Annotated in this window: 25 protein-coding genes and 1 pseudogene; 14 read left to right on the top strand and 12 right to left on the bottom strand. The window is 72.9% G+C overall.

Features of this window, described 5'->3' with window-relative positions; translation table 11 throughout:
• Nucleotides 1–68: 68 nt before the first annotated feature.
• Complete coding sequence (locus BJ981_RS35575; protein WP_184617904.1) at nucleotides 69–1,319, top strand: MFS transporter; 1,251 nt, start codon at nucleotides 69–71, stop codon at nucleotides 1,317–1,319.
• Here BJ981_RS35575 and BJ981_RS39550 read toward each other — a convergent pair.
• Nucleotides 1,300–1,356 (bottom strand): annotated as a pseudogene (locus BJ981_RS39550) (hypothetical protein); the annotation flags it as partial. The gene BJ981_RS35575 and the pseudogene BJ981_RS39550 overlap by 20 nt on opposite strands.
• 161 nt (nucleotides 1,357–1,517) lie before the next feature.
• On the bottom strand, nucleotides 1,518–2,504 hold the full coding sequence (locus tag BJ981_RS35570) for a radical SAM protein (RefSeq protein ID WP_184617903.1): 987 nt from the start codon (nucleotides 2,502–2,504) through the stop codon (nucleotides 1,518–1,520).
• Nucleotides 2,505–2,739: 235 nt separating this feature from the next.
• Here BJ981_RS35570 and BJ981_RS35565 point away from each other — a divergent pair, with 235 nt between their 5' ends.
• The 3 genes from BJ981_RS35565 to BJ981_RS35555 all read left to right on the top strand — a co-directional run bounded on the left by BJ981_RS35565 (nucleotide 2,740) and on the right by BJ981_RS35555 (nucleotide 4,760).
• Complete coding sequence (locus tag BJ981_RS35565; protein ID WP_184617902.1) at nucleotides 2,740–3,063, top strand: DMT family transporter; 324 nt, start codon at nucleotides 2,740–2,742, stop codon at nucleotides 3,061–3,063.
• 365 nt (nucleotides 3,064–3,428) lie between these two features.
• Nucleotides 3,429–4,385 (top strand): GlxA family transcriptional regulator, encoded by a 957-nt coding sequence (locus BJ981_RS35560; protein WP_204070077.1) that lies wholly within the window; start codon nucleotides 3,429–3,431, stop codon nucleotides 4,383–4,385.
• Between the two features lie 54 nt (nucleotides 4,386–4,439).
• On the top strand, nucleotides 4,440–4,760 hold the full coding sequence (locus BJ981_RS35555) for a DUF952 domain-containing protein (RefSeq protein ID WP_184617901.1): 321 nt from the start codon (nucleotides 4,440–4,442) through the stop codon (nucleotides 4,758–4,760).
• 6 nt (nucleotides 4,761–4,766) lie between these two features.
• On the opposite strand, the gene BJ981_RS35550 is transcribed toward BJ981_RS35555, so the two are convergent.
• The 3 genes from BJ981_RS35550 to BJ981_RS35540 are packed head-to-tail and all read right to left on the bottom strand — an operon-like array spanning nucleotide 4,767 to nucleotide 7,285.
• Nucleotides 4,767–5,567: an ABC transporter permease gene (locus BJ981_RS35550; protein ID WP_184617900.1), complete on the bottom strand. Its 801-nt coding sequence runs from the start codon at nucleotides 5,565–5,567 to the stop codon at nucleotides 4,767–4,769.
• Between the two features lie 6 nt (nucleotides 5,568–5,573).
• On the bottom strand, nucleotides 5,574–6,356 hold the full coding sequence (locus tag BJ981_RS35545; protein ID WP_184617899.1) for an ABC transporter permease: 783 nt from the start codon (nucleotides 6,354–6,356) through the stop codon (nucleotides 5,574–5,576).
• Nucleotides 6,356–7,285 carry an ABC transporter ATP-binding protein gene (locus BJ981_RS35540; RefSeq protein ID WP_184617898.1) on the bottom strand — a complete coding sequence of 310 codons (930 nt, stop codon included), beginning with the start codon at nucleotides 7,283–7,285 and terminating at the stop codon, nucleotides 6,356–6,358. The genes BJ981_RS35545 and BJ981_RS35540 overlap by 1 nt, the downstream gene beginning before the upstream one ends.
• 172 nt (nucleotides 7,286–7,457) lie before the next feature.
• On the opposite strand from BJ981_RS35540, the gene BJ981_RS35535 reads away from it, so the two are divergent.
• Entirely contained in the window at nucleotides 7,458–9,791 is a 2,334-nt protein-coding gene (locus BJ981_RS35535) for a phosphoketolase family protein (RefSeq protein ID WP_184617897.1), read from the top strand.
• Between the two features lie 38 nt (nucleotides 9,792–9,829).
• Here BJ981_RS35535 and BJ981_RS35530 read toward each other — a convergent pair whose 3' ends face one another.
• The 7 genes from BJ981_RS35530 to BJ981_RS39545 all read right to left on the bottom strand — a co-directional run bounded on the left by BJ981_RS35530 (nucleotide 9,830) and on the right by BJ981_RS39545 (nucleotide 16,930).
• Nucleotides 9,830–10,216, bottom strand: coding sequence for a VOC family protein (locus BJ981_RS35530; protein ID WP_184617896.1), 387 nt, complete (start codon nucleotides 10,214–10,216; stop codon nucleotides 9,830–9,832).
• 132 nt (nucleotides 10,217–10,348) lie between these two features.
• A complete protein-coding gene (locus BJ981_RS35525; protein ID WP_184617895.1) occupies nucleotides 10,349–10,906 on the bottom strand; it encodes a ferritin-like domain-containing protein in 558 nt (185 codons plus the stop codon).
• 54 nt (nucleotides 10,907–10,960) lie between these two features.
• A complete protein-coding gene (locus BJ981_RS35520) occupies nucleotides 10,961–12,118 on the bottom strand; it encodes a cation:proton antiporter (RefSeq protein WP_184617894.1) in 1,158 nt (385 codons plus the stop codon).
• Nucleotides 12,119–12,124: 6 nt separating this feature from the next.
• Nucleotides 12,125–12,607: a cation:proton antiporter regulatory subunit gene (locus BJ981_RS35515; protein WP_184617893.1), complete on the bottom strand. Its 483-nt coding sequence runs from the start codon at nucleotides 12,605–12,607 to the stop codon at nucleotides 12,125–12,127.
• A gap of 102 nt (nucleotides 12,608–12,709) precedes the next feature.
• On the bottom strand, nucleotides 12,710–14,290 hold the full coding sequence (locus BJ981_RS35510; protein WP_184617892.1) for a GntP family permease: 1,581 nt from the start codon (nucleotides 14,288–14,290) through the stop codon (nucleotides 12,710–12,712).
• 13 nt (nucleotides 14,291–14,303) lie between these two features.
• Nucleotides 14,304–14,966: a gluconokinase gene (locus tag BJ981_RS35505; RefSeq protein WP_184617891.1), complete on the bottom strand. Its 663-nt coding sequence runs from the start codon at nucleotides 14,964–14,966 to the stop codon at nucleotides 14,304–14,306.
• Between the two features lie 92 nt (nucleotides 14,967–15,058).
• A complete protein-coding gene (locus tag BJ981_RS39545; protein WP_184617890.1) occupies nucleotides 15,059–16,930 on the bottom strand; it encodes a sensor histidine kinase in 1,872 nt (623 codons plus the stop codon).
• A gap of 833 nt (nucleotides 16,931–17,763) precedes the next feature.
• Between BJ981_RS39545 and BJ981_RS35495 the strand changes: the two genes are divergently transcribed.
• The 9 genes from BJ981_RS35495 to BJ981_RS35455 are packed head-to-tail and all read left to right on the top strand — an operon-like array spanning nucleotide 17,764 to nucleotide 25,506.
• Complete coding sequence (locus tag BJ981_RS35495) at nucleotides 17,764–18,837, top strand: ABC transporter substrate-binding protein (RefSeq protein WP_239139060.1); 1,074 nt, start codon at nucleotides 17,764–17,766, stop codon at nucleotides 18,835–18,837.
• A gap of 26 nt (nucleotides 18,838–18,863) precedes the next feature.
• Complete coding sequence (locus BJ981_RS35490) at nucleotides 18,864–19,694, top strand: ABC transporter permease (RefSeq protein ID WP_239139059.1); 831 nt, start codon at nucleotides 18,864–18,866, stop codon at nucleotides 19,692–19,694.
• Nucleotides 19,691–20,422, top strand: coding sequence for an ABC transporter permease (locus BJ981_RS35485; RefSeq protein ID WP_184617888.1), 732 nt, complete (start codon nucleotides 19,691–19,693; stop codon nucleotides 20,420–20,422). The genes BJ981_RS35490 and BJ981_RS35485 overlap by 4 nt, the downstream gene beginning before the upstream one ends.
• Complete coding sequence (locus BJ981_RS35480; protein WP_184617887.1) at nucleotides 20,419–21,201, top strand: ABC transporter ATP-binding protein; 783 nt, start codon at nucleotides 20,419–20,421, stop codon at nucleotides 21,199–21,201. Before BJ981_RS35485 ends, BJ981_RS35480 begins: the two co-directional genes overlap by 4 nt.
• Nucleotides 21,185–22,618 (top strand): amidohydrolase family protein, encoded by a 1,434-nt coding sequence (locus BJ981_RS35475; protein ID WP_184617886.1) that lies wholly within the window; start codon nucleotides 21,185–21,187, stop codon nucleotides 22,616–22,618. The genes BJ981_RS35480 and BJ981_RS35475 overlap by 17 nt, the downstream gene beginning before the upstream one ends.
• A complete protein-coding gene (locus BJ981_RS35470) occupies nucleotides 22,603–23,409 on the top strand; it encodes an MBL fold metallo-hydrolase (protein WP_184617885.1) in 807 nt (268 codons plus the stop codon). The genes BJ981_RS35475 and BJ981_RS35470 overlap by 16 nt, the downstream gene beginning before the upstream one ends.
• On the top strand, nucleotides 23,394–24,245 hold the full coding sequence (locus BJ981_RS35465) for a sulfurtransferase (RefSeq protein WP_184617884.1): 852 nt from the start codon (nucleotides 23,394–23,396) through the stop codon (nucleotides 24,243–24,245). The genes BJ981_RS35470 and BJ981_RS35465 overlap by 16 nt, the downstream gene beginning before the upstream one ends.
• Nucleotides 24,242–24,805, top strand: a complete 564-nt coding sequence (locus BJ981_RS35460; protein WP_184617883.1) for a YceI family protein — start codon at nucleotides 24,242–24,244, stop codon at nucleotides 24,803–24,805. Before BJ981_RS35465 ends, BJ981_RS35460 begins: the two co-directional genes overlap by 4 nt.
• Nucleotides 24,802–25,506, top strand: a complete 705-nt coding sequence (locus BJ981_RS35455) for a GntR family transcriptional regulator (RefSeq protein WP_184617882.1) — start codon at nucleotides 24,802–24,804, stop codon at nucleotides 25,504–25,506. Before BJ981_RS35460 ends, BJ981_RS35455 begins: the two co-directional genes overlap by 4 nt.
• The last annotated feature ends 153 nt before the right edge of the window (nucleotides 25,507–25,659 follow it).

The raw sequence follows: 25,659 nt of genomic DNA, 5'->3' as shown, positions 1-25,659 counted from the left end.
GAGTTGCTGATTGAAACCATTCTGCCGTACGGTCAATCAGTTGCAATCTGCTACTGATTGGGGGGCGGATGGGTCTGACCACCGGCCGAAGGACGTTGTTCGCCGCGATCTGCGCGGTCGCCGTCGCGAGCATCTACGCCGCGCAGCCGCTTCTCCCCCTGATCGGAAGAGACCTGGGCGTACCCGAGGCGCGCCTGGGATGGGTCGTCGCCGCCGGGCAGCTCGGCTACCTGGCAGGACTGGCCGTCCTCGTCCCGCTCGGCGACATGATCGACCGGCGCAGGCTCATCGCGGGGCATCTTGCGCTCACCGCGCTCGGCGCGGTGCTGGCCGCGACGGCCACCCGGGCCTGGGTGCTGCTCGCCGCCCTGGCGGTCGCGGGCCTGTTCGCGGTCGTCGTGCAGACGACGGTCGCCTACGCCGCCGCCCTGTCGGCCCCGGGGGAACGCGGCCGCGACCTCGGCGTGGTGACCTCCGGTGTCGTCATCGGCATCCTCGGGGCACGCGTGGTGGCCGGCGCCTCGGCCGCGGTGTGGGGGTGGCGGAGCGTGTACCTCGCGCTCGCCGTGCTCCTGGTGACGCTGGCGTGCCTGCTCCACGCGACCCTGCCCCCGGACACCCGCGCCGGCCGTGCGCGGTATCGGCAGGTGCAGGCGTCGCTGGGCGCGCTGTTCCGTGACCGCCTGTTCCTCTCGCGCGGGCTGATCGCCTTCTTCCTGTTCGCCTCCTTCGGCACGCTGTGGAGCGGCCTGGCGCTCCCGCTGGCCGCCGCCCCGTGGCATCTGAGCACGGCGCAGATCGGCCTGTTCGGCGTCGCCGGCCTGGCCGGCGCTCTGGGCGCCGCCCGGGCGGGACGCATGGCCGACGCCGGATCAGCGAACGCCGTCACCGGCGGAGCGCTCGTCATCCTCGCCGCCTCGTGGCCGGCCGTGGGGCAGGCGTCGTGGTCGCTGTGGCTCGTCGCCGCCGGCGTGGTCGTGCTCGACTTCGCCGTGCAAGCCGTGCACGTGAGCAACCAGCACCTGCTCACCATGGCCCACCCGCACCGCACCAGCAGCGTCATCGGCGGCTACATGGTCTTCTACTCCCTCGGCTCCGCGCTCGGCGCCACCGCCACGACCACCGTGTTCGCCGGCGCCGGATGGACCGGCTCCAGCGTCCTCGGCGCGGCCTTCGCGGCCTGCGCCCTGGTCGTCTGGGCCGCGCCGCAGGCTCTCACCCGCAGGCGGTCAGGCCGCCCAGCCGGGTCAGCGCCTCCTGCGAGAGGCTGCCCGGATCGGCCTGGTAGACCACCAGTTGCCGGCCCGGGGCGCTGTTGACGGTGAACGTCTCGTAGTGCAGCGTCAGCTCACCCACCAGCGGATGGCGGAAGCGCTTGGTCTCGTGGCTCGCGACCGCAGCAGCTCACGACGGGCGCGCAGGAACCGTCCGAGCGCGTTGTGGCCGTCCATGACCCCAACATATGCCCGCGCGCCCCCGCCAGGGCGCCGCGCGCGGACCCGCCGGACCGGCGGGGTTCACAGCAGGGCGAGCTGGCGGTCGGCCAGGCGGCGAGGGCTCCACGGGGCGCGGCGGGCGCCGATGCCGTACAGGCGCGCCAGCTCCGACACCTGCGCGACGACGCGGCGCCGGTAGTCCTCCCCGGCCGGCGGCCCGCCGGCGTACAGCTCCTCGTACCGGGGGAGCAGGCGCGGGTGCTCCTCGGCCAGCCACCGCAGGTACCACTCGCGGGCGCCGGGCGGCAGTTGCAGCACCATGGGGGTGAGGCTCACGGCGCCCGCCTCGGCCACGCGGCGCACCACCGCCCGCAGCTGGTCCTCCGAATCGGTCAGGCAGGGCAGGATCGGCCCCATCAGCACCCCGCACGGCACGCCCCGCTCGCCGAGCTCCGCGCACAGCTCCAGCCGCTTTTGCGCGCTCGGGGCGGCGGGCTCGACGGCGCGGCGCAGCCGGTCGTCCACGAAGCCGATCGACACCCGCACCTCGACCTCGGCGACCTGGGCGGCCTCGGCCAGCAGCTCGGCGTCCCGCAGGACCAGCGCGCTCTTGGTCATCACCCGGAAGGGGTTGCCGGCGTCGCGCAGCGCGGCCACGATGCCGGGCATCAGCTGGTAGGTCTGCTCGGCCTCCTGGTAGCAGTCGCCGTTGAAGCCGATGCCCACCGGCTCGCCCGCCCAGCGCGGCGCGGCCAGCTCGGCGCGCAGCCGCCGGGCGGCGTCGGTCTTCACCACGATCGCCGAGCCGAAGTCGCGCTCGCCGTCCAGGCCGAGCTGGCGGTGGCCGCCGCGGGCGGCGCAGTACAGGCAGGCGTGGGCGCAGCCGCGGTAGGGGCTGACCGCCCAGGAAACCCCGAGGCCGGCGGTCTCGGGCACCCGTTCGATCACCGTGCGCGCCGGCACCTCGTAGAAGGTCGTGGCCCCCACGGCACGGCGCACCGCCCGCCGTTCGATCCGCGGGCGCGCCGCGGGGCTCTCCTCGACGAGGGGAAGGGCGTCGAAACGCATGACCAATAGTGGAACACGCATTCGATACCCGTGGCAAGCGAACCCGCCACCCCGGCCCGCCGCCGCCACAACTCCCCGCACGTCACCTGGGCGGTTTCCCGCAGACCCGCCGTCCGCACCTCATGGACCCGCCGCGCGCGTCAAAGACGCCCCCCATGGCCGATGCGCGAACTTCGTAAAGTGGTGCAGGTGTACCGGTACCCGGAGCCGGTCCGAGCATGGGGAGGCCGGAGCCATGGCGTGGGTGCTGCTCGCCGCCGCGATCGTCTCGGAGGTGCTGGCCACCACGGCGCTGAAGCTGAGCGACGGGTTCGCCCACAAGGGCTGGGCGGTGGTGGTGGTGATCGGTTACCTGACCTCCTTCGCCATGCTGGGGCGGGCGCTGAAGCTCCAGATGGAGATCGGCGTGGCCTACGCGGTGTGGTCGGGGGTGGGGACGGCGGCCATCGCCGTGATCGGGGCGCTGTTCCTCGGCGAGGCGCTCAGCCCGGCCAAGGTGGCCGGGATCGTGCTGATCATCGCCGGAGTGGTCCTGCTGAACCTGGCAGGCTCCCATTGACGCCTTCCATGGCCCCCCGGCCCGGGATGTCGCGTGGCCTGCCCCCGGGTCGGCCCCTTCCCTCACGGCCGGAACGGTCTTTGCGCGCGCACGCGGCCCATTTCGGCCGTTCCATTGGCGTAACCCGCGGCGGTACCGAATACCGCGCCGGCGGCCCCCGTTTAGGAACGGCATTGGCGGCCATTTATTACCGACCGATTCACCCGCGCCTTTGCCGTCCGCCCACCCGTGCGACCTCCCGAAATGCGGCGGCGGGACGCCTGCCGGGGGAGGCCGGGAATGGCGGCGGGCCGCGGTTTGAAGCGTCCACAAAATATGCGGGTGCAAAAGTTGATATATCAACTTCCGCGTGCGATTCTTGGGCGGTGACTCCGTTCCGATCCGTGGTCGCCTACGCCGGGCAGGAAGTCAGCGCCTTCGGCTTGGGCGTGATCAGCAAAGTCTTCGCCGACCGCACCCATCTCGGTCTCCCTTCCTTCTCCTTCCAGGTGTGCACCGACGAACCGGGCCCGGTGTACACCGATCTCGGGCTGCGGCTGGAGGTCCCGCACGGGCTGGAGCTGATGGCCGGGGCCGACCTGGTGGTGCTGCTGCCCAACGAGCGTCGCCCGCCGGCGCTGTCGCCGGAGGTGGTGGCGGCCGTGCGCGCCGCCCACCGGGCCGGGGCGATCCTGGCGAGCTTCTGCACCGGCTCCTACCTGCTGGCGGCCACCGGCCTGCTGGACGGCCGCCGCGCCACCACGCACTGGAGCCTGGCCGCCGACCTGGCGGCCCGCTACCCGCGGGTCACGGTCGTGCCCGAGGCCCTGTACGTCGACGAGGGCCGCCTGGTGACCGGCGCCGGCGACGCGGCCGGGATCGACATGAGCCTGCACCTGCTGCGCCGCGAGCACGGCGGGGCGGTGGCCAACGCGATCGCCCGCGAGACGGTGACCGCGCCGCACCGCGACGGCGGACAGGCCCAGTACATCCCCGCGCCGGTGCCCGCGGCGGGCGAGGACGAGCGGCTGGCCGAAGTCCTGGAATGGGTGCGCGCCAACCTCAGCAAGCCGCTGTCGGTGAGCGACCTCGCCGCCCAGGCGCTGATGAGCCCGCGCACCTTCGCCCGCCGTTTCAAGGCCGCCACCGGCACCACCCCGCAGGCGTGGATACGCGGCCAGCGCCTGCTGGTGGCCGAGGAACTGCTGGAGACCACCGACCTGCGCATCGAGGAGATCGCCCGCGACGTCGGGTTCGGCTCGGTCACCGTGCTGCGCGAGCAGATCGTCAAACGGCGCGGGGTCTCCCCGCGCGCCTACCGCCGCACCTTCAGCCGCCGCTGACCCCGCACGCCCCGCCGATTCCCCCGCGCACAGCGGTGATCTACGCTGTCGCCGGTGACGATTCTTCATCTGGCGCTGGCCGGTGACTGGACGGCGGCGGTGCGGGCGGGGGAGTACCGCGTGTCCACCCTGGGGCGGACGCTGGCGCAGGAGGGGTACATCCACGCCTGCGCCGATCTGGAGCAGTTGCGCGGGGTGGCCGGGCGCTACTACGGCCAGGTGGCCGAGCCGCTGGTGGTGCTGGCCATCGACGAGCAGCGGCTGGAGTGCCCGGTGGTCCTGGAGGTGCCGGCCGGAGCGGGCGAGGCCTTCCCCCACATCTACGGCCCGCTGCCGGTGAGCGCCGTGGTCGAGGTGACCCCCTTCACCCCCTGACCCCCTTCAGACCGTGAGGGTGCGCCGCAGGCGGCGGGCGGCGAACAGCAGGCCCACCGCCATCATGGCGAGCAGGTACAGGATGTGGGGCAGCAGGCCCCAGCCGGCCTGCCCGATGGCCGGCGCGCGCACCAGCTCCACCGCGTGGTACAGCGGGGTCAGCTGGACCAGGACCTGCAGCGGGGCGGGGTAGTCGGTGACGGGGGAGAAGGTGCCCGAGAACAGGAACAGGGCGAACTGGCCGGTGGACATCAGATCGAAGTCCTGCCAGCCGCGCATCAGCGTGCTGACGGCCATGCCGATCGCGCCGAAGGCCAGCCCCACCAGCACCGTGGCGGGGAAGGCGGCCAGCGCGCCGAGCGGGGAGGTCAGCCCGAGCGCCACCATGACCACCAGGAACAGCGCGGTGTACACCGAGCCGCGCACCATGGCCCAGCCGAGCTCCCCGAGGGCGACCTCCAAGGGCCGCACCGGTGTGGCGAGCACGGCCTCGAAGGTCTTGGAGTACTTCATCTTGAAGAAGAAGTTGTAGGTGGTCTCGGCCAGCGCGCCGGACATGGCGGAGACCGCGAGCATGGCGGGGGCGACGAAGGTGGCGTAGTCCAGGCTGCGGCCGCCCACGGGCAGCTCGCCCACCAGGGCGCCGACCCCCACCCCGATCGACAGAAGGTACAACAGCGGCTCGAAGAAGCCCGACACCAGCACCAGCCAGTACGCCGGGCCCGAGCGCAGCGCCCCGACGTTGCGGCCGATCACCGCGCCGACCCGGCCGGGGGAGATCCGGGCGGCGATCCACGTGGTCACCATGTGTTCTCAGTCCTGGAGTCGTCGGCCGAAGGCGTGAAGGGCCCAGGCCATGCCCGCGGCGGTGAACGCCAGCAGGTAGCCGAGGTGGGCGGCGGCCGGCCAGGGCGGGGCGGCGCCGAGGGTGGCGGCGCGGTTCAGCTCGACGCCGTGCCACAGCGGGGAGACATAGGCCAGCGGCCGCACCGGGCCGGGGAGCTGGCCGACGGGGAAGAACACCCCGGAGAACAGCGTGGCGGGGATCATCACGAAGCGGAACAGCAGCGCGAAGTAGCTGTCGTGGTCGATGGAGGCGGCGAAGGCCATGGTGGGGGCGGCCACCGCCAGCGTCACCAGAGCGCACACCAGCGGGGTGACCAGCGCCCACGGCGAGTGCAGCGTGCCAAACAGGGCGGTGACGCCGAGGAACACCACCACGGCGATCTCGACGCGGATCAGGATGTACAGCAGGTGGCCGCAGACCATGTCGCCGACCCCGACGGGGGTGGCGCGCATGGCGTGGAAGCCGCGCGTCCACTTGAAGTCGCCCAGGATGGGGTAGGTGCACTCGCCGACGGCCATCTGGAAGGCGGTGGAGGCCATCACCCCCGGCACGATCCACGCCAGGTAGGACACCCCGCCGACCTGGCCGATGTGGCCGCCGACCCCGATGCCGATGCTGACCAGGAACAGCACCGGCAGCACGAAGGAGCCGAACACCGACGCCCGCCACAACCGGCGGTACAGGGTGAGCCCGCGCTCCAGCACGGCCAGGGTGGAGCGGGCGCTGAGACCAAAGGAGGGCGCGGCCATCAGTCCACCAGGGTGCGGCCGGTGAGGTGCAGGAAGACGTCCTCCAGCGTGGAGCGGCGCACCAGCACGCTGGAAGGGGTCAGGCCGCGGCGGTGCACCTCGGCGGTGGCGACGTCGCCGTCCTCGGCGTACACCAGCAGCCGGTCGGGCAGCGGGTCGACGCGCCGGCCGACGCCGGCGAGCTTGCCGGCCAGGTCGGCGGGGCGTTCGTCGCCGAAGCGCAGCTCGACCACCTCGGGGGTGGAGTAGGTGGTGATCAGCTGCCGGGGGGAGCCCTCGGCGACGATGCGCCCGCCGTCCATGACCACCAGCCGGTCGCACAGCTGCTCGGCCTCGTCCATGTAGTGGGTGGTGAGCACCAGGGTGGTGCCGCGGCGCTTGAGCTGGAACAACCGCTCCCACAAAAGGTGGCGGGCCTGGGGGTCCAGCCCGGTGGTGGGCTCGTCCAGCAGCACGATGTCGGGGTCGTTGACCATGGCGCGGGCGATGGTGAGCCGGCGTTTCATGCCGCCCGACAACGGCTCGACCTTGCTGCCGGCACGGTCGGCCAGCTGCACGAACCGAAGCAGCTCCTCGGCGCGGCGGCGCGCCTCGGCGCGGGGGATGCCGAAGTAGCGGGCGTAGGTGAGCAGGTTCTCGCGGACGTTGAGGTCGACGTCGAGATTGTCCAGCTGGGGGCACACCCCGAGCCGGGCGCGGATGGCCGTGCCCTGGCGCACCGGGTCCATGCCGAGGATGCGCAGCTCGCCGGCGGTGGGCAGGGACACACAGCCGATCATGCGCATGGTGGAGGACTTGCCGGCGCCGTTGGGGCCGAGGAAGCCGAACGCCTCCCCGGGCGCCACCGCCAGGTCGATGCCGTCCACCGCGGTGAAGTCGCCGAAGCGTTTGACCAGGCCACGCGCGTGGATGAGAGGTTGCTCGGACACGGAGGAAAACCCTAGCCAACAGGTCCGACATTTTCCCAGCCGATTTCGCCCGCGGCCCGCCCGCAGGCGGGGTGAGGGCCCGCCCGCCAGGGGGCCGCCAGGGGCCGGGCCTTCCTCCCGGCGTCCGCACGCACCACCCGGCGGGGGAGCGGGCAGGCATAACCGCGCGCGAATGGGAACGCTCGTAGACATGAGCGAGCTGGAACGCATCGACGCCTACTGGCGTGCGGCCAACTACCTGTCGGTCGGCCAGATCTACCTGCTGGACAACCCGCTGCTGCGCGAGCCGCTGCGCCCGGAGGACGTCAAACCGCGGCTGCTCGGCCACTGGGGCACCACGCCGGGCCTGAACTTCTGCCTGGCCCACCTGAACCGGATCATCACCGAACGCGACCAGGACATGATCTTCGTGTGCGGGCCGGGGCACGGCGGCCCGGCGGTGGTGGCCAACGCCTGGCTGGAGGGCACCTACTCGCAGGTGTACCCCGAGGTCTCCCAGGACGCCGAGGGGATGCGGCGGCTGTTCCGCCAGTTCTCCTTCCCCGGCGGCATCCCCAGCCACGCCGCCCCCGAGACCCCCGGGTCGATCAACGAGGGCGGCGAGCTCGGCTACTCCCTGGCCCACGCCTTCGGCGCCGCCTTCGACAACCCCGACCTGGTGGTGGCCTGCGTGATCGGGGACGGCGAGGCCGAGACCGGCCCCCTCGCCACAAGCTGGCACTCCAACAAGTTCCTCAACGCGGCGCGGGACGGCGCGGTGCTGCCCATCCTGCACCTCAACGGCTACAAGATCGCCAATCCGACGGTGCTGGCCCGCATCCCCGAACCCGAGCTGCTGCGCCTGATGGAAGGCTACGGCTACCGCCCGCACGTGGTCGCCGGCGAGGACCCCGCCGAGGTCCACGCGCTCATGGCCGCCACGCTGGACACGGTGTTCGACCAGATCGCCGAGGTCAAGGCGGGCACCGGAGCCCGATGGCCCATGATCGTGCTGCGCACCCCCAAAGGCTGGACCGGGCCGCGCGAGGTGGACGGCCTGCCCGTGGAGGGCACCTGGCGCGCCCACCAGGTCCCGCTGTCCGCCGTCCGCGACAACCCCGAGCACCTGGCCGCCCTGCGGGAGTGGATGCTGTCCTACCGCCCCGGGGAACTGTTCGACGCCGACGGCCGCCCCCTCGCCCCCGTGCGGCGGGTCGCCCCGCGCGGCAACCGCCGCATGAGCGCCAACCCCCACGCCAACGGCGGCGAGCTGCTGCGCCCGCTGCGCCTGCCCGACTTCCGCGACCACGCCGCCGAGGTCAAGGCCCCGGCCGCCGCCACCAGCGAGCCCACCCGCCTGCTCGGCGCCTTCCTGCGCGAGGTGATCGCCGCCAATCCCGCCACCTTCCGCCTGATGGGCCCCGACGAGATCGCCTCCAACCGGCTGTCGGCGGTGTTCGAGGTGACCGGCCGCGCCTGGGACGCCGGCCGCCTGCCCACCGACGAGGCCCTCTCCCCGGACGGCCGGGCCATGGAGGTGCTCAGCGAGCACCTGTGCCAGGGCTGGCTGGAGGGCTACCTGCTCACCGGCCGCCACGGCCTGTTCACCTCCTACGAGGCGTTCATCCACATCGTCGATTCGATGTTCAACCAGCACGCCAAATGGCTGGAGGCCTCCCGCAAGATCCCCTGGCGCCGCCCGGTCGCCTCGCTGAACTACCTGCTGTCCTCCCACGTGTGGCGGCAGGACCACAACGGCTTCAGCCACCAGGATCCCGGCTTCCTGGACGTGGTGGTGAACAAGAAGTCCACCGTGGTGCGGGTCTACCTGCCCCCGGACGCCAACTGCCTGCTGTCGGTGGCCGACCACTGCCTGCGCTCCCGCGACTACGTCAACGTCGTCATCGCCGGCAAGCAGCCGGTACTGGACCTGATGACCATGCCCGAGGCCGTCGCCCACTGCGCCCGGGGCCTTGGCGTGCTGCCGTGGGCCGGCACCGACGACGGCGCCGAACCCGACGTGGTGCTGGTCTGCGCCGGGGACGTGCCCACCCTGGAGACCCTGGCCGCCGCCGCGCTGCTGCGCCGCCACCTGCCCGAGCTGAAGGTCCGCGTGATCAACGTGGTGGACCTGATGCGCCTGCAGCCGCCCGGCGAGCACCCCCACGGCATGCCCGACGCCGAGTACGACGCCCTGTTCACCACCACCCGCCCGGTGATCTTCAACTTCCACGGCTACCCGTGGCTGATCCACCGCCTCACCTACCGGCGCACCGGCCACCCCCACCTGCACGTGCGCGGCTACAAGGAGGAGGGGACCACCACCACCCCCTTCGACATGGCCATGCTCAACGACATCGACCGCTACCACCTGGTCATGGACGTCATCGACCGCGTGCCGGGCCTGGGGGAGCGCTGCGCGCTGCTGCGCCAGCAGATGGTGGACGCCCGCCTCGCCGCCCGCACCCACACCCGCGAGCACGGCGAGGACCCGCCGCAGATCCGCGACTGGACCTGGCCCTACTGAAGCACTCCCGGCCCCCGCCCGGGGCCGGGAGGCGGGGGTCAGCCGCCGCTGCCGTAGGGCCGGGTGATGATCTCCAGCGCGTGCCCGTCGGGGTCGTCGAAGTACACCCCGCGGCCGCCGTCGTTGTGGTTGATCTCCCCGGGGCCGTGGTGCAGGGGCCCGGCCCAGTAGGGCAGCCCGGCCGCGCGCACCCGGCCGAAGATCTCGTCGAACTCCCGCTCGCTCACCAGGAACGCGTAGTGCTGGGGGATGATCGTCTCGGTGAGGGAGTCGGCGTAGTCCAGCGTCACCGCGTTGGAGGTCTGCACCGGCAGGAACGGCCCGTAGGGCGGCCCCACCTCAAGGCCCATGATGCGGGCCAGGAACTCCGCCGAGGCGCGCTTGTCGCTGGAGTGGACGATGGTGTGGTTGAGCTGCACGGACACGGCCCCGAGCCCCTTCCGCGGCGCGCCCGCGCCCCGCGCGCGGGCCTGGAGACGGCGCGCGCGGGCGCCCCGTCCCCCCCGATGTGCCTTCTCCTTTCCGACTATAGACCGCGCCGCCGGGGGAGAGGCGCTCTAGATCCCCCGGCGCCCGCCGGCCTCGGAGGGCAGCCGCTGCAGCAGGTCGGCCAGGTCGTCGGCGTGGTCCTCCTCATCGGCCAGCAGCACCTCGAACAGCCGCCGGGTGGTGGGATCGCCGTCGCCGATCCACTGGGCGATCTCGGTGTAGGAGGCGATGGCCACCCGCTCGGCGACCAGGTCCTCCCTGATCATCTCGATGAGGTCCAGCGACTGGTCGTAGTGGGTGTGCGCCCGGGTGCTCAGCCGCGCCGGGTCGAAGTCCGGCTCGCCGCCGAGCTGCGATATGCGCTCGGCCAGCAGGTCGGCGTGCCGCTGCTCGTCGGCGGCGTGCTCGGCGAACTCCGCCGCGACCGGCTCGGCGTGGATGCCGGTGGCGGTGTAGTAGTGCCGCTTGTAGCGCAGGACGCACACGATCTCGGTGGCCAGCGCCTCGTTGCACACCTGCACCACCCGGGGCAGGTCGGCGCCGTAGGCCTGGGTGACCGGCCCCTTGTCCATCTCGGCCCGGGCGCGGTCGCGCAGGGTCTGGATGTCGGTGAGAAACTCCGCCATGCCGTCGGTGTACCCCGGCCCGACGCCGGAAATGCGCAGAATGTCCGACTCGGGTCAGGCGCGGCGCGCCACCAGCGTGATCAACGGCTGCACCAGCCGCGCCGCCAGCGGCCCGAACGCCGCCAAGATCAGCACATACCCCGCCGCCAGCGGCCCCAGATCCGGATGCGCCCCCGCCGCCACCGCCAGCCCCGCGATCACGATGTTGAACTCCCCGCGCGGGATCAACGCGATGCCCGCCCGCGCCTGCCCCGCCCGCGCCACCCCCGCGCGCCGCGCCGCGTACGCCCCCGTCGCCAGCTTGGTCACCATGCTCACCACCGCCAGCGCCGCCGCGATCCCCGCCATCGGCAGGATCGACCCCGGATCGGTCTGCAACCCGAAGAACACGAAGAACACCGCCGCGAACAGATCACGCAGCGGCATCAGCAGCGCCCGCGCCTCATGGGCCAGCTCACCCGACAGCGCGATCCCCACCAGGAACGCCCCCACCGCCGCCGACACCTGCAACTGCTGGGCCACCCCGGCCACCGCCAGCGCCAGCCCCACCACCTTCAGCAGCAGCACCTCGGAATTCGGACTGGCCACGAACGCCTCGATGAACCGCCCGAACCGCAACGCCGCCACCAGCACCACGCTGACCGCCCCGAGCGCGATCGCCACCGTCACCGCCCCGCCCGCCAGGCTCACCCCCGCCAGGATCGCCGTCAGGATCGGCAGGTACATCGCCATCGTCAGGTCCTCGAACACCAGCAGCGACAGCACCACCGGCGTCTCCCGGTTGCCGATCCACCCCAGATCCGACAAGACCTTGGCCGTGATCCCCGAGGAGGTGGCGTAGGTCACCCCCGCCATCGCCACCGCCGCCACCGGCCCCCACCCGAGCAGCAACGCCACCACCGCCCCCGGCGCGGCGTTCAGCACCAGGTCCACAAGGCCGCCGCGGGCGTTGCCCCGCAAACTCGCCACCAGCTCATCGGCGTTGTACTCAAGACCGAGGGTCAAAAGCAGCAGCACCACCCCGAGCTCGGCGCCCACCGCCACGAAATCCTCGCTGGTGGCCAGCGGCAGGATCCCGCCCTTGCCGAACGCCAGCCCCGCCAGCAGGTACAACGGAATGGGGGAGATCCCCGCGCGCAGGGCCAGCGCCCCGAGCACGCCAAGAGCGAGAACGATACCGCCGAGTTCGATGAAGATCGTCGCAGTGTGCACGCGAGCCTATCCGCGCACGAGGATGTCGGCGACCGCGGCCGTGCTCTCCGGACTGCCCACCACGACCACCACGTCCCCGGCCATCAGGCCGAAGTCGGGGGAGGGGCTGGCGTGCACCTGACCGGCGCGCACCACCGCCACCACCGAGGCCCCGGTCCTGGTCCGCGCCCGCGCCTGCCCCATCGGCCGCCCCGCGTACGGAGACCCCTCCGCGATCGGCAGCTGCACGCTCACCAGACCCTCCACCTCACGGTGCAGGTCGTTCAGCCGCTGCACGATGCGCGGCGCGCCGAGCAGCTCGGCCAGCGCGTCGGCCTCCTCGTCGTTCAGCTTGACCGTCTCACACGCCCGGTCGGGATCGTGCCGGTCGTACACCACCACGTCCCGGCGGCCGGTGCGGTGGGACACCACCGCGATCCTGCGCCCGGACTGCGTGGTGAACTCGTGTTTCAGCCCGATGCCCGGCAGCGCGGTCTGCTCGATCTCCACCGGGACTCGCCCCCTGCTGCTCGAATCTGCCCACGACCGCCCCACATGACGGATAAATGGTCATATACAGGGCGAATGTTTGTGAGGCTAGCACGTCCCCGCCTACAGCACCGCCGCCAGCCCCAGCACCAGCACCAGCCCCGCCACCGAGATCACCGACTCCATCACCGACCAGGTCCGCACCGTCTGCCCGACACTCACCCCCAAATACTCCTTCACCAGCCAGAACCCCGCATCGTTCACATGAGAGAAGAACAACGACCCCGCACCCACCGCCAGCACCACCAGCGAGGTCTGCGCCGGCGCCAGCCCCGCCACCAACGGCGCCACGATCCCCGACGCCGTCACCGTCGCCACCGTCGCCGACCCCGTCACCAGCCGGATCGACACCGCCACCAGCCAGGCCAGCACCACCACCGGCACCCCGCCCTCACGCGCCCACCCCGCCACCAGCGTCCCGATCCCGCTGTCCACCAGCGTCTGCTTGAACCCCCCGCCCGCCGCCACGACCAGCAACACCCCCGCGACCGGCCCGAGCGACCGCTCCAGACACCCGGCGATCCCCGCCCGATCCAGCCCCGCCCCCACCCCGAAGGTGAACACCGCCACCAGCACCGCGACCAGCAACGCCACCAGCGGCGTCCCGGCGAAGTCCAGCACCACCCGCACCGGCGACCCCTGCGCCGGCGCCAGATCCGCCACCGCCTTGCCCATCATCAGCACCACCGGCAACAGCACCGTCGCCAGCGTCACCGCCAGCGACGGCCGCCGCCCGCCCGCCACCGCACCGTCCTCCCGCGGCCCCTCCACCCCGGCGCCGCCCGGCCCGGCGTCACCGCCGCGCCCACCCAGACCGGCCCCGCCCGAAGCACCCGCGCCGTCCGAGCCCTCCGCCCGCGCCCCGACGCCCTGACGCGCCCGCGACCGCTCCGCCCCCGCCTCCCCGTCCACCTCCGCAGCCGTCACCGGCACCCACCGCGCCGCATGCCGCGACAGCACCGGACCGGCCAGCACCACCACCGGCACCGCCACCACGACCCCAAGCCCCAGCGTGATCCCCAGATCCGCCTTCAGCGCGTCCACCGCCACCAACGGCCCCGGATGCGGCGGCACCAGCCCGTGCATCGCCGACAACCCCGCCAGCGCAGGAAGCCCCACCCGCACCAGCGGCAGACCACTGCGCCGCGCGACCAGGAACACCACCGGCATCAGCAGCACCAAGCCGATCTCGAAGAACATCGGCAGCCCGATCAGCGCCCCGACCCCCGCCATCGCCCACGGCAGCGACCGCCTCCCCGACCGCGCCACGATCGCCCCGACGATCGTCTCGGCCCCGCCCGACCCCGCCAAAAGCCCCCCGAACATCGCCCCGAGCGCGATCAACGTCCCCACCCCGGCCGCGGTGTCGCCGAACCCCGCCGAGAAACTCTCGATCACCTCGCCCATCGGCAGCCCCGCCACCGCGCCCGCCACCAGCGCCCCGAGCGCCAGGCTCACGAACGCGTGCAACCGCGCCCAGGTGATCGCCACCACGATCAGCGCGATCCCGGCCAGCACCGCCACCACCAGCCGCCCCGCAGACCCCGCCGCCGCCTGCGGCGCCGCCCCCAAGACCCCCGCGCAGGCCGCCCGCCCGCTCAGGACGGCCGGCCCGGCGCCGGCGAACACCTCCAGCGTCCCCATGACGCCCGCCGCCTCAGCGCCCGCCCCGCCCCGGCCGCCCCCCGCACGGCCCGCCCCGCGCCACCGCCGCCAGATACTCCTCCACCAGCTCCTCCACCCCGTGCCCCAGATCCAGCACGATGCCCGGCTCGTCGGCCTCCAGCGGCTCCAGCGTCGCCAGCTGCGAGTCCACCAGCGACTCGGGCATGAAATGCCCCCGGCGCCCCGCCACCCGGCGCCGCACCTCCCGCGGGTCACCGTCCAGGTGGACGAAACACACCCCCGGCGCCGCCGCCCGCAACACATCCCGATAGGAGCGCTTCAACGCCGAGCAACTCACCACCGCACCGCCCGCCGCATGCCCGGCCAGCCACGCCCCGATCGCCCGCAGCCACGGCATCCGATCACCGTCGTCCAACGGCACGCCCCGCGACATCTTCGCGATGTCCGCCGCGCTGTGAAACTCATCGGCGTCGGCGAACGGCAGCCCCAGCCGCCGGCCCAACGCCACCCCCACCGTCGTCTTCCCCGACCCGCTCACCCCCATGACCACCACCAGCGGCGCCGGACCTCCCCCCGCACCGCCCAGAGGAGCGGCCGACTCACCCCCGGCGGGCCCACCCGCCTCCGGCCCCGGACCACCGGAGGAGACCGAACCCAGGGGAGCGGCGGCGGCATGGCGATCGGCGCGGGTCATCGGCGATCCTCTCCAGCGACGACAAGTTCTCGCACATCATGACCCCGAATCGCCGCATTACTCCCAAACGATCAGTTCTTTCGCCGGGCAGCTCACCCCACCGGGAACACCGCCTCCACCACGGTGCCGCCCCCCTCCCCATCACGAACCGAACACCTGCCCCCCACCTCGGCCGCCCGCTCCCGCATCGTCGACAACCCCGAACCCGACCCCGACACCACCCCGACCCCCACCCCATCGTCGGACACCACCACCCGCAGCTCACCCGCCCGCTCCAGCACCACCCGCACGACCCCCGCCCCCGAATGACGCCGGGCATTGGTCAACGCCTCCTGCACGATCCGGTACACCGCCACCTCCACCACCGGCGGCAACCCCTCCAAACTCCCTGCCACCGTGACCGGCACCTCCGGCGCCAGCATCCGGATCGACCGCTCCAGCCCCACCGCCTCCAGCGCACCCGGCCGCAACCCCTGCACCAACTCCCGCATCTCCCCGTTCACACTCTCCAACCCCACCCGCAGATCAGAAAGCAGCCGATACGCCACATCGGGGGAGTGCCCCAACGACCGCCGCGCCGCCTCCAGCGCGATCGACATCCCCGTCAACCGGCTCCCCAGCCCATCGTGCAGATCCCGATGCAGCCGCCGCCGCTCCTCCTCCCGCGCCACCGCCGCCCGCTCCCACGACCGCCGCAGGTCACCGGCCATCCGCAACGCGTGCGCCGCATCCGCCACGATCGGCACCAAGACCGCCAGCATCCGCCGCTCATACGCCCGCGGAAAACGCCGCGCCCCCGGCGGACCGAGCAGCAACGTCCCGGCCGGCTCCCCATGCCACACCAGAGCAATCCCCCGAGGATCCTCCCCGAGCTCACCCACCACCACCCGCTCCCCGCCCTGAACCCCCGCCCCCCGCACCGCGAGCCCGCCCGCCACCGCCCGCACCGCCGCCTCCAGCGCCTGCGCCGGACCCGCGTACTGGATCTGCCGCCGCAACGCCTCGGCATGCGCCCGCGGATCCCCACTCCTGCCGTACAACAGCCGATCGAGCAGACGCTGCAGACGCCGCTGCACCGGCAGAAACGACAACCCCGCCACGATCGCCGCCGCAACCCCGAACAACTCCCCGTAATCAGCCAGGAAAAGCCCGGCCAGCGCACCGGCCGCCAGATACGCCGCGGCGACGCACCCCACCAGCGCGCCCCCCACCACCGCCCGGCTCACCAGCGTGTCGATCGCGTACAACCGGTACCGCAGCACCGCCACCGCCACCGCGACCGGCACGGCCGCCTCCCCGACGGTGTCCAGCCACAGATAGTCCCAGCCGAGGATCTCGGTGAACTCCAGATCGTCGAACGCCACCACCGGCGCCAGCCAGGCGATCTGCCGCCGCACCTCCGGACCCGCACGCCAGAACCGCAGGCACAGCACCAGCAGGCTCACCCACAGCAACGGCCCGCACACCACCGCCGACACCTGGGCGAACCCCGCCCACGGCCCCGCCGACTCGTGCCACCGCGCGAGCGCCACCCCCAGCAGCAGCACCTGCCACACGATCAGCGCCAGGTAGACCCACCGCCACCGAGGCCGCAGCAACCCCGCGTCCGGATGCGCCAACGGCAGCATCAACGCCGCACACGTGGTGATCGCACTCCGCAAGCACACAAGCCAGTACAAAGACGGCGGAAGCGGCACCGCGCCCCGCCCGAACACCTCATGCCACGAGATCGCCAGCGCCACCCACCCATTGGCCGCCCCCACCAGCAACAACAACCACCCGGCGATCAACCCCGGCCGGCGCAGCACGATCAACATCCCCAGCGGCGTACTGAGCAACGCCTGCACCCGCGCGGTGTCACCCACACCCGGCGGCCGGGGATTCACCGCGACCTCGATCACCACATGCGCGCCCAGCGCCGCCAGACCGAGCACACCCAGCGACACCGCCACCACCCGCGGCACCCAGCCCGCTCTCCACCTCATTGATCCCCCCGAGAGGGGATTGTGAGGCCGGCGCAGACCTGTCAGCAAACTCTGACGCCCAGGTCAGACCCCCAGTGACGATCTTCCCCGCCCGGCACGGCGGCGCTCACGGGCCAGGGGAGGGGAGGGGCCACCGGCTGAGGCACCGCGGGCGGCGAAGTACGCGCTCCCGGCCGCACCGGCGAGCAGGCATCCGCGACCGGCGGGCACCGGGGCACGGCGCGTGACGGTCTGAGCGTCTCCGGGGGACTCGCGCGGGGGATTCGGCGATTTCCAGCGGCTTTGCGGGCCAACGAACCCCTTTCGCCGAACCCTTCCTATACCTAACAGAATCGAGCTTCTGTCCGGTATGGACCGTGAGCACGCATACGCACCCACACGAGCACCCCGCCGGACGGCTCGTCTCGCAACGCACCACGCGTACGCCTGTTCCGCGTCGCGCCCCGGGAACCGGCGTGGACGGCGGACCGCCCGGTGGGCGGTATCGGCGGGCGGGCCGCCCGCGGCGACCTCATCCGGCGACGCCGGGCGTCGCGGACGCGGGGCCATGGCCGCTCGAGGCCCGTGCCGTCGCCCGGAAGGCGCGAGCGCGCCCGGCGGGCCATGGCCGTCCTCAGACGGCGCCGGACGGGGATTGGATGCAATCCCGGGAGCGCCTTGCGGGCCGTACCGGGGCGATGGGTTGCGGTGAGCGGGCATTATGTGTCATCTTAAACACGCATTCCCGACATGTTTAGTTGGTAAAGCGGCATCGGCCCCCCGCCGGTGTATCCAATCTCCTCGTTCCACTGGAGGTCCCGATGGGGCGTGCCGTGCTGGTGTTCCTGCTGCCCGTCATCCTCCTGGCCGGGTGCGCCGACAATCCCGGCGCCTCACCCCCCGCGCCGCCCTCGTCGCGAGCACAGGCGCAAGGCAACGGCGGGGTGACTCCGCCGGCCTCGCTGGAGGCGCTGCGGGCCAAGGTCCAGGGCAAGAAGCTGTCGATCGCCAGCGCCGCCTTCCCCAATCCCACGCTGACCGGCCTGTACAAGGTGCTGGAGCTGCTGAAGAGCGACTTCGGGGTGGAGTCGGAGTTTCGGATGATGGACTCCACCCCGCTCAACGCCGCGCTGATCTCCGGTCAGGTGCAGGTGGGGCATGTGTCGCTGGGCGGGCTGGCGGCGGCCAAGGAGGCGGGCGCCGATCTGGTGGCGGTCGCGGGCAACGACCAGAAGAACGTCTTTCTGGTGGCCGCGCGGGGCGGCGCGGCGTCGCTTTCGGATCTGAAGGGCAAGCCGTTCGCGGTGTCGCAGAACCTGACCTCGATCGTGGGGCAGACGGCGTCGCGGTGCTTCGCCGGGGCGGGGCTGGATGTGACCAAGGATGTGCGGTTGCTGCACCTGGCCAACGTCGGGCAGATCGTGGAGTCGCTGGAGGCGGGCAGGATCGAGGGCGGGATGTCGGCGACGTTCCGGCAGACCGAACTGGAGCTCGCCAAGCCGGGCGCCTACCGGGTGCTGTGCAAGGGCTGGGAGGCCAATCCGCAGCTCAACGACGTGTGGGCGGTGAGCAGGTCGTGGCTTGGCGCCAATTCCGATCTGGCGCTGGCGCTGGCGATCGCGGAGATCAAGGCGGCGCGGTGGACGCACCAGGACAAGGCGGGGTGGGTGGCGCTGGCCCAGGCGAAGATCGATGGGTTGAGCGCGCAGGCGGCCGAGCGTAACTACGCGACGCTGGTCACCGAGCTGGACGACTGGCCGGTCAACGGGGCGCTGGATGAGAAGATGTGCGCCTACACGCTGGCCACCTCCCGGGAGTTCGGGGTGGTCAAGCGGGACTATTCGTGCGCTGATCTGGTGAGTTTCGACTACCAGAAGGCGGCGCTGGACTTCTTGGGCGCCCGGTGAGCCCGGTTCGCCCGCCCTCCCCGGCGGTGTCCCCCACGTCCCCTGTGCCGGTCGCGCCCGCCGTCTCGCCGCGGCGGGGTGCGCCGCGGGCGTGGGCGGGGCTCGCGCCGGGGGTGCGGGACTGGCTGGTGCGGGCCGGCACGCTGGTGGTGCTGCTGACGGTGTGGCAGCAGGTGGCCCAGCGCACTCCCGCGGCGATCCTTCCCACGCCGGCGCGGGTGGCTGGCGCGGCGGTGGAGCTGGCCGGCGGCGGTGAGCTGGGCCGGGCGTGGGGCGAGACGGCGCTGCAGGTGGCGGCGGCGATGGTGGTGGCCGCGGTGGGCGGGGTGGGGCTGGGGGTGCTGCTGGGCTGGTACCGGCCGCTGGACCGGCTGGTCTCCCCTGTGCTGGGCGCGCTGTTCCTGACGCCGCGCATCGCGCTGGTGCCGCTGGTCGCGTTGTGGTTCGGGCTGGAGGACCTGGCCAAGATCGTGCTGATCGTGGCGTTCGGGTTCTTCGAGGTGTTCTTCACCGTGCGCGACGGGGTGCGGGCGCTGGAGGCCTCGCACGTGGAGCTGGCCCGCTCCTACTGCGTGCCGCGGAGCCGGATGCTGTACGCGGTGGTGCTCCCCGCGGCGCGGCCGTATGTGCTGGGCGGGCTGCGGCTGGGATTGCTGCACGCGCTGGTGGGGGTGGTGCTGGCCGGGTTCTTCCTGGAGAGCAGCGGCATCGGCGGGCTGATCTACACGCTGGGGTCGGCGTTTCGCACGGCGGAGCTGATCGCGGCGCTGGCCTCGGTCATGGCCGTGGGCCTGGCGGTGAACGTGGGATTGCGCCGGTTGGAGCTGCGCCTGACCCCGTGGCAGGTGGCCTCGTGAGGGCGGCGGGTGTCGTGGTGGCGCTGGTGGCCTGGCAGGTGGCGGGGCTGGTGTGGCCGCAGGTCACCTCCTCGCCGGTGCGGGTGGCCGGTGAGCTGGCCCGCCTGGCGGTCGAGGGCGACCTGCCGGGTCTGGTGGCCGGCACGGTGGGCACGCTGCTGGCCGGGTGGGCGGCGGCCGCGGTCCTTGGAGTGGCGGCGGGGTATGTGATCGGCCGGTACCGGACGGCGGCCGTGGCGCTGGAGCCGTATCTGGTGGCGCTGTACTCGGCGCCGCTGATCGCGCTGGTGCCGCTGATGGTGGTGTGGTTCGGGATCGGTGAGCGGTTCCTTGTGGCCACCATCGTGCTGGCGGCCGGGGTGATGCTGGTGTTCCCGGCGGCGGCCGGCACCCGGCAGGCGTTGCACGCCTATGGGGAACTGGCCCGCGCCTACGGGGTGGGCGGGCGGCGGTTGCTGACGGCGGTGGTGCTGCCGGGGGCGCTGCCGCACATCGCGGCGGGGCTGCGCATCAGCGTGCAGCGCGCGCTGATGGCCGTGGTGGTGGGCCAGTTCCTGGTGGGTCATCCCGGGATCGGCACGCTGCTGAGCGATGCCCGTGCCCGGCTGGACGCCGATGAGGTGTTCGCCGTGGCGCTGGTGGCGCTGGCGGTGGGGGCCGCGCTCACCGGCCTGGTCGGCTTGGCCGGCCGTCGTCTGTCGGCGGGGCGTGCGGAGGTGGGCGCGTGAGCGCGATCGAGATCGAGGCCGTGACCAAGTCCTACCCCGCCGGGCGCCGGGGTTCGCCGACCCCGGCGCTCGCGGGGGTGGATCTGCGGGTCGAGGCCGGCGGGTTCGTCAGCCTGCTCGGGCCGAGCGGCTGCGGCAAGACCACGCTGCTGAAGGCGATCGACGGGCTGGTGCCGGTCAGCGGCGGGCGGATCGGGGTGGGCGGGGTGGCGGTGAGCGGGCCGGGCCGCGACCGGGCGTTCGTCTTCCAGGATTTCCGCCTGTTGCCGTGGCGGACGGTGCTGGGCAACGTCGCCTTCCCGTTGGAGGGCGTGGTGCGTTCGCGGGCCGAGCGGGAGCGGATCGCCGCCGAGTACGTGGAGATGGTCGGGCTGTCGGAGTTCGCCGGGCACCGGCCGCACGAGCTGTCGGGCGGCATGCAGCAGCGGGTGGGCATCGCCCGCGCCCTGGCCGTGGATCCGCAGGTGCTGCTGATGGACGAGCCGTTCGGCGCGCTGGACGCCCAGACCCGCGAGCTGATGCAGGTGGAGTTGCTGCGGATCTGGCGGCTCACCGGCAAGACGATCGTGTTCGTCACCCACAGCGTGGACGAGGCGCTGTTTCTGTCCCAGCGCGTGGCGGTGTTCACCCCGCGCCCAGGGAGGGTCGCCGCCGAGCTGGAGGTGCCGTTCGCCTACCCGCGCGATGAGCACGCCGTGCGCGGGGACCCGCGTTTCACCGATCTGCGCCAGGAGATCTGGCGCCTGCTCAAAGGGGACACCCATGCCTTCTCCGAGTGACCATCTGCTGATCCGGGGGGTGAGCGCGCTCACCGTCGATGACGATCTGGGCGACCTGCCGGTGGCCGACATCGAGGTGCGCTCCGGGCGCATCGCCGCGATCGGCCCGGATCTCTCCGCGCCCGGGGCGCAGGTGATCGACGCGGCGGGGATGATCGCGGTGCCGGGGTTCGTGGACACCCACTGGCATCTGTGGGGCACGTTGCTGCGCGGCGTGGTGGGCGATGGCCCCGAGGAGGGCTGGTTCGCCCGCAAGGGCCTGCTCGGCCCCTACTTCACCCCGCAGGACACCTATCTGGGGGTGCGGCTGGCCGCGGCCGAGGGGCTGGCGGCGGGGATCACGACCGTGCACGACTGGGCGCACAACGTGCTGGGCCCCGAGCACGCCGACGCCGATGTGGCGGCGCTGGCCGAGCTCGGGGTGCGGGCGCGTTTCTCCTACGGCGCCCCCTCGGCCCACCCGTCCATTCCCGCCGAGCGGATGCGCCGCCTGATGGGCGGCCGCGGCGCGGGCTACGACGAGGCGATGGACTTCTCGGATGTGGCGCGGCTGGCCGCCGGGCACGCCGGGCAGGGGCTGGTGTCGGTGGGGGTGAACGTGCGCGGCCCGGCCCGCTCGGCGCCGCAGGTGTACCGGGCGGAGTTCGCCGCGGCGCGTGAGCTGGGCCTGCCGGTGGCGATGCACTGCGCCGGGACGCGCGGGGAGGTGGAGCGCATCCGCCAGGTGGCCGTGCTGGACGGCGAGGGGCTGCTGGGTGCGGACCTGCTGCTGGCGCACTGCCTGTATCTGGACCAGGAGGATCTGGGCAGGCTGGCGGCGCACGGGGTGGCGGTGACGGTGAGCCCGCTGTCGGAGCTGCGGCTGGCGATGGGGCTGCCGTCGGTGCTGCGGTTGCGGCGGGCGGGGGTGCGGGTGAGCCTGTCGCTGGACACCACCGCCATCGCCGCGAGCGCCGACCCCTTCCAGGCGATGCGTGTCGCGCTGGGCCTGGCCAACACCGCCGCGGGTGACGCCGGGGCGGTGACTCCGCGGGACATTCTGCGGGTTGCCACCTTGGAGGGGGCGCACGCGCTGGGGCTTTCGCAGGTGACCGGGTCGCTGACGGTGGGCAAGCGGGCCGATGTGGTGCTGATCCGCACCGGCGGGCTGGACATGGCGCCGGTGGCCGACCCGGCGGTGGCCGTGGTGCACTCCGCCCAGCCCGCCGACGTGGACACCGTGCTGGTCGACGGGCATGTCCGTAAGCGGCACGGCCGGCTGGTCGGGGTGGCGCAGCAGGAGCTGGTGGCCGCCGCGCAGGCGGCGCTGCGGGCGCTGTGCGGCCGCGCCGGCCTGCCCTGGCGGCCGGGCTGGATCTCCACGCCTTTCGTGGCGGCGGGTGCGGGAGCCGGGGAGGGCGCATGGCCGTCCGCGTGAGCGTCGGCGCCGCCGAGATCGTCGCGCTGCGCGACGGCGAGCACCCGCTTGACCGCGCCTGGCACTTCCCGGGCGTTCCCGCTCAGGCCTGGGAGGGGCAGGACGGGCGGCCGCTGAACTTCGGCGGCTACCTGGTGGAGACCGACGGCAAGGTCGTCCTGGTCGACACCGGCTGGGGTCCCTACCTCGGCCCGCCCGGCGGCCTGGCCCGTCCCGCTGCCCTGCTGGAGGAGCTCGCCGAGGCCGGGTACACCCCGGCCGAGGTGGACCTGGTGGTGTTCACCCACCTGCACCCCGACCACGTCGGCTGGAATCTCGTCCTGGACCCCGGCCAGGATCCGCGGCCGCGTTTCCCCAATGCCCGCTACCTGGTGCCGCGCGCCGACTGGGAGCACTACCGCGACCTTGAGCACAAGCACCCCAACATCGTCCAGCAGGCCCTGCCTCTGGAGGAGCTGGGCGTCCTGCGGCTGATCGAGGACGGCCACCGCGTGACCCCCTCGCTGCGGGCCGTCGCGCTGCCCGGCCACACCCCCGGCCACACCGGGTACGCGCTCGGCGACCGCGAGGCGTTCCTGCTGGGCGACCTGGCCCACCACCCGGTCGTGCTGCGGGAGACGGGGTGGGCGCAGCGCTTCGACTTCGACCCCGAGCAGGCCGTGGCCACCCGTGAACGCACCCTGGCCGAGCTGGAGGACACCGGCACGCTGGTGGCCTTCGGGCACTTCCCCCATCCCGGGCTCGGACACGTGATCAGAAAGGAGGGGCGGCGCGCATGGCTGCCCTGGTAGACGCCGACTGGCTGGCCGCACGGCTGGAGGACCCCGCGACCGTCGTCGTGGAGGTGCAGTACGAACCCGACATCGACGACTACTCCGCCGGGCACATCCCCGGCGCCCGGCACGTGTTCTGGAAGGACCTGTACTGGGACCCGCGTGAGCGGGAATTCCTGACCCCGGCGCAGGCGGCCGCGGTGCTGGGCGGGCTCGGGGCCGGACCGGACTCCACGCTGGTGCTCTACAGCGGCCGCGGCCAGTTCGCCACCTACGGCTACTGGGTGTTCAAGCAGCTGAACGGGCACGCCGACGTGCGCGTCCTCAACGGCGGCCGCGGCGCCTGGACCCGCGCCGGCCACCCGCTGACCACAACCGTGCCCGAAGTGACCCCCGTGCCCTACCCGCCGGCCGGCCGGGACCGCGACGACGCCACCCGCATCTACCGGCAGGAACTGCTCGGCCTGGTCGGCGACCCCGGCACGCTGCTGCTGGACGGCCGCTACCCCGAGGAATACCACGGCGAACGCGTCAAACCCGGCACCGGGCCCGACCACGGCGCCGAACGGCACGGCCACATCCCCGGCGCGGTCAGCCTGCCCTTCAACAGCCTGCTCGACGACACCTTCACCCTGCGCCCGCCCGGCCAACTGGAGGCGCTGTTCCGCGCCGCCGGCGCCGCACCCGACCAGACCGCGCGGGTCGTCGCCTACTGCCGCCTCGGCCACCGCGCCAGCCTGCTGTGGTTCGCGATGCGCGAACTGCTCGGCTGGGACCACGTACGCATCTACGACGGCTCCTGGACCGAGTGGGGGAGCACCGTCGGATCACCCATCGAAAAGGAAGCACGATGAGCCACACCACCCTGCCCGCGCCGGGCCTGTGGGAGATCGACCCCCGGCACACCACCGTCCAGTTCACCGTGCAGCACCTGGTCGTCGCGCGGGTCCGCGGCCGTTTCGACGCCGTCGCCGGGAACATCGCCATCGACGCCGAGCCCGGGCGGTCGCGGCTGGACGTCACCATCGACGCCGCCTCGGTCAGCAGCGGCGTCGCCCGCCGCGACGAGCATCTGCGCTCACCGGACTTCCTCGACGCCGCCGCCCACCCCTCCATCACCTACACCTCCACCGGCCTGGAAGCAGGCCACGACGGCGCCTTCACCGTGCTGGGGGAGCTGACCCTGCGGGGGGTCACCCGCCCCGTCCCCCTGGAGGCCCGTTTCCTCGGCCGTCACGCCGACAACGGCGTCCCGCTGCTGGCGTTCGCCGCCACCACCGCCATCGACCGCGAGGACTTCGGCGTCACCTTCAACCGCGCCCTGGAGGCCGGCGGCCTGGCCATCGGCGCCCAGGTCGACATCGAGATCCTCGCCGAGGCCCTGCCCGAGGGCACCCCCAGGCACGTCGCATGAGCGAGTTGTTCGGCCGGCTGGTCGCGGGACACCCCCGGGACGGCCGCACCGCCGGGCAACTGGCCTACGAACTGCTGCGCCAGGGCATCATCACCGGCGCCCTGGCCCCGGGCCTGCGGCTTCGCCAGGAGGAGCTCGCCGAACGCATCGGCGTCTCCCGCATCCCCGTGCGCACCGCCTTGATGCAACTGGAGAGCGAAGGGCTGGTGTCCTTCCACCCTCACCGCGGCGCGGTCGTGCGCACCCTGACCGTCGAACAGGTGCGCGAGATCTACGCGCTGCGCGCGCTGGTGGAGACCCACGCGTTGCGCGCGTCCATCGCCACGATGACCTCCGCCCGCGCCGCGCGGCTGCGGGAACTGGGGGAGGCGCTGGACGGGCCGCACGAACCGGGCGGGCTGCGGGACGAACGCGTCGCGTTCTACCGCGAGCTGTACGACGCCGAGGGCAACCCGTTCACCATGGGCGTCATCGAGGACCTGCGCGACATCGTCAACCGCTACCTGGCCGGGCGGCACGTCGCCCACGGGCTCCAATATCACCGCGAGCTGGCCCGCCTGGCCGCCCGCGGCGACACCGAGCACGCCGAAGGCGTCCTGCGCGACTACCTGTCGCAGTACTGCCGCCGCGTCCTGGAAACCCTCGCCGACACCACCGACCCCGCCGGGCCCCCGCCGGCCACGGATAGTGACCGGCCGTGACGGTATGCACGGGCGAGGGGACCCTCCCCGAGGGAGGATCCTCGGGGAGGGGCTTCAAGGTGTGGCGCGGGCGGACCGGCCGCGCGTACGGCCCGGCGGTCCGAGGACTCAGGGCACGTATCGGCTGACGACAGGCGCACGGCATCGATCTGG

This window comes from Sphaerisporangium krabiense (genome assembly GCF_014200435.1).
Taxonomy (GTDB): Bacteria; Actinomycetota; Actinomycetes; order Streptosporangiales; family Streptosporangiaceae; genus Sphaerisporangium; species Sphaerisporangium krabiense.
Note: the sequence above shows the minus strand (reverse complement) of the source record. Positions and strands in the feature narration are given on the sequence as shown.

Excerpts from the sequence above, each read along its gene's own strand:
- BJ981_RS35550 (WP_184617900.1), bottom strand. The coding sequence starts at position 5,567 with ATGGTGACCACGTGGATCGCCGCCCGGATCTCCCCCGGCCGGGTCGGC.
- BJ981_RS35470 (WP_184617885.1), top strand. The coding sequence starts at position 22,603 with ATGGCCGTCCGCGTGAGCGTCGGCGCCGCCGAGATCGTCGCGCTGCGC.
- BJ981_RS35465 (WP_184617884.1), top strand. The coding sequence starts at position 23,394 with ATGGCTGCCCTGGTAGACGCCGACTGGCTGGCCGCACGGCTGGAGGAC.
- BJ981_RS35545 (WP_184617899.1), bottom strand. The coding sequence starts at position 6,356 with ATGGCCGCGCCCTCCTTTGGTCTCAGCGCCCGCTCCACCCTGGCCGTG.
- BJ981_RS35505 (WP_184617891.1), bottom strand. The coding sequence starts at position 14,966 with ATGACCCGCGCCGATCGCCATGCCGCCGCCGCTCCCCTGGGTTCGGTC.
- BJ981_RS35535 (WP_184617897.1), top strand. The coding sequence starts at position 7,458 with ATGGGAACGCTCGTAGACATGAGCGAGCTGGAACGCATCGACGCCTAC.
- BJ981_RS35570 (WP_184617903.1), bottom strand. The coding sequence starts at position 2,504 with ATGCGTTTCGACGCCCTTCCCCTCGTCGAGGAGAGCCCCGCGGCGCGC.
- BJ981_RS35460 (WP_184617883.1), top strand. The coding sequence starts at position 24,242 with ATGAGCCACACCACCCTGCCCGCGCCGGGCCTGTGGGAGATCGACCCC.
- BJ981_RS35510 (WP_184617892.1), bottom strand. The coding sequence starts at position 14,290 with ATGGGGACGCTGGAGGTGTTCGCCGGCGCCGGGCCGGCCGTCCTGAGC.
- BJ981_RS35565 (WP_184617902.1), top strand. The coding sequence starts at position 2,740 with ATGGCGTGGGTGCTGCTCGCCGCCGCGATCGTCTCGGAGGTGCTGGCC.
- BJ981_RS35455 (WP_184617882.1), top strand. The coding sequence starts at position 24,802 with ATGAGCGAGTTGTTCGGCCGGCTGGTCGCGGGACACCCCCGGGACGGC.
- BJ981_RS35475 (WP_184617886.1), top strand. The coding sequence starts at position 21,185 with ATGCCTTCTCCGAGTGACCATCTGCTGATCCGGGGGGTGAGCGCGCTC.
- BJ981_RS35575 (WP_184617904.1), top strand. The coding sequence starts at position 69 with ATGGGTCTGACCACCGGCCGAAGGACGTTGTTCGCCGCGATCTGCGCG.
- BJ981_RS35525 (WP_184617895.1), bottom strand. The coding sequence starts at position 10,906 with ATGGCGGAGTTTCTCACCGACATCCAGACCCTGCGCGACCGCGCCCGG.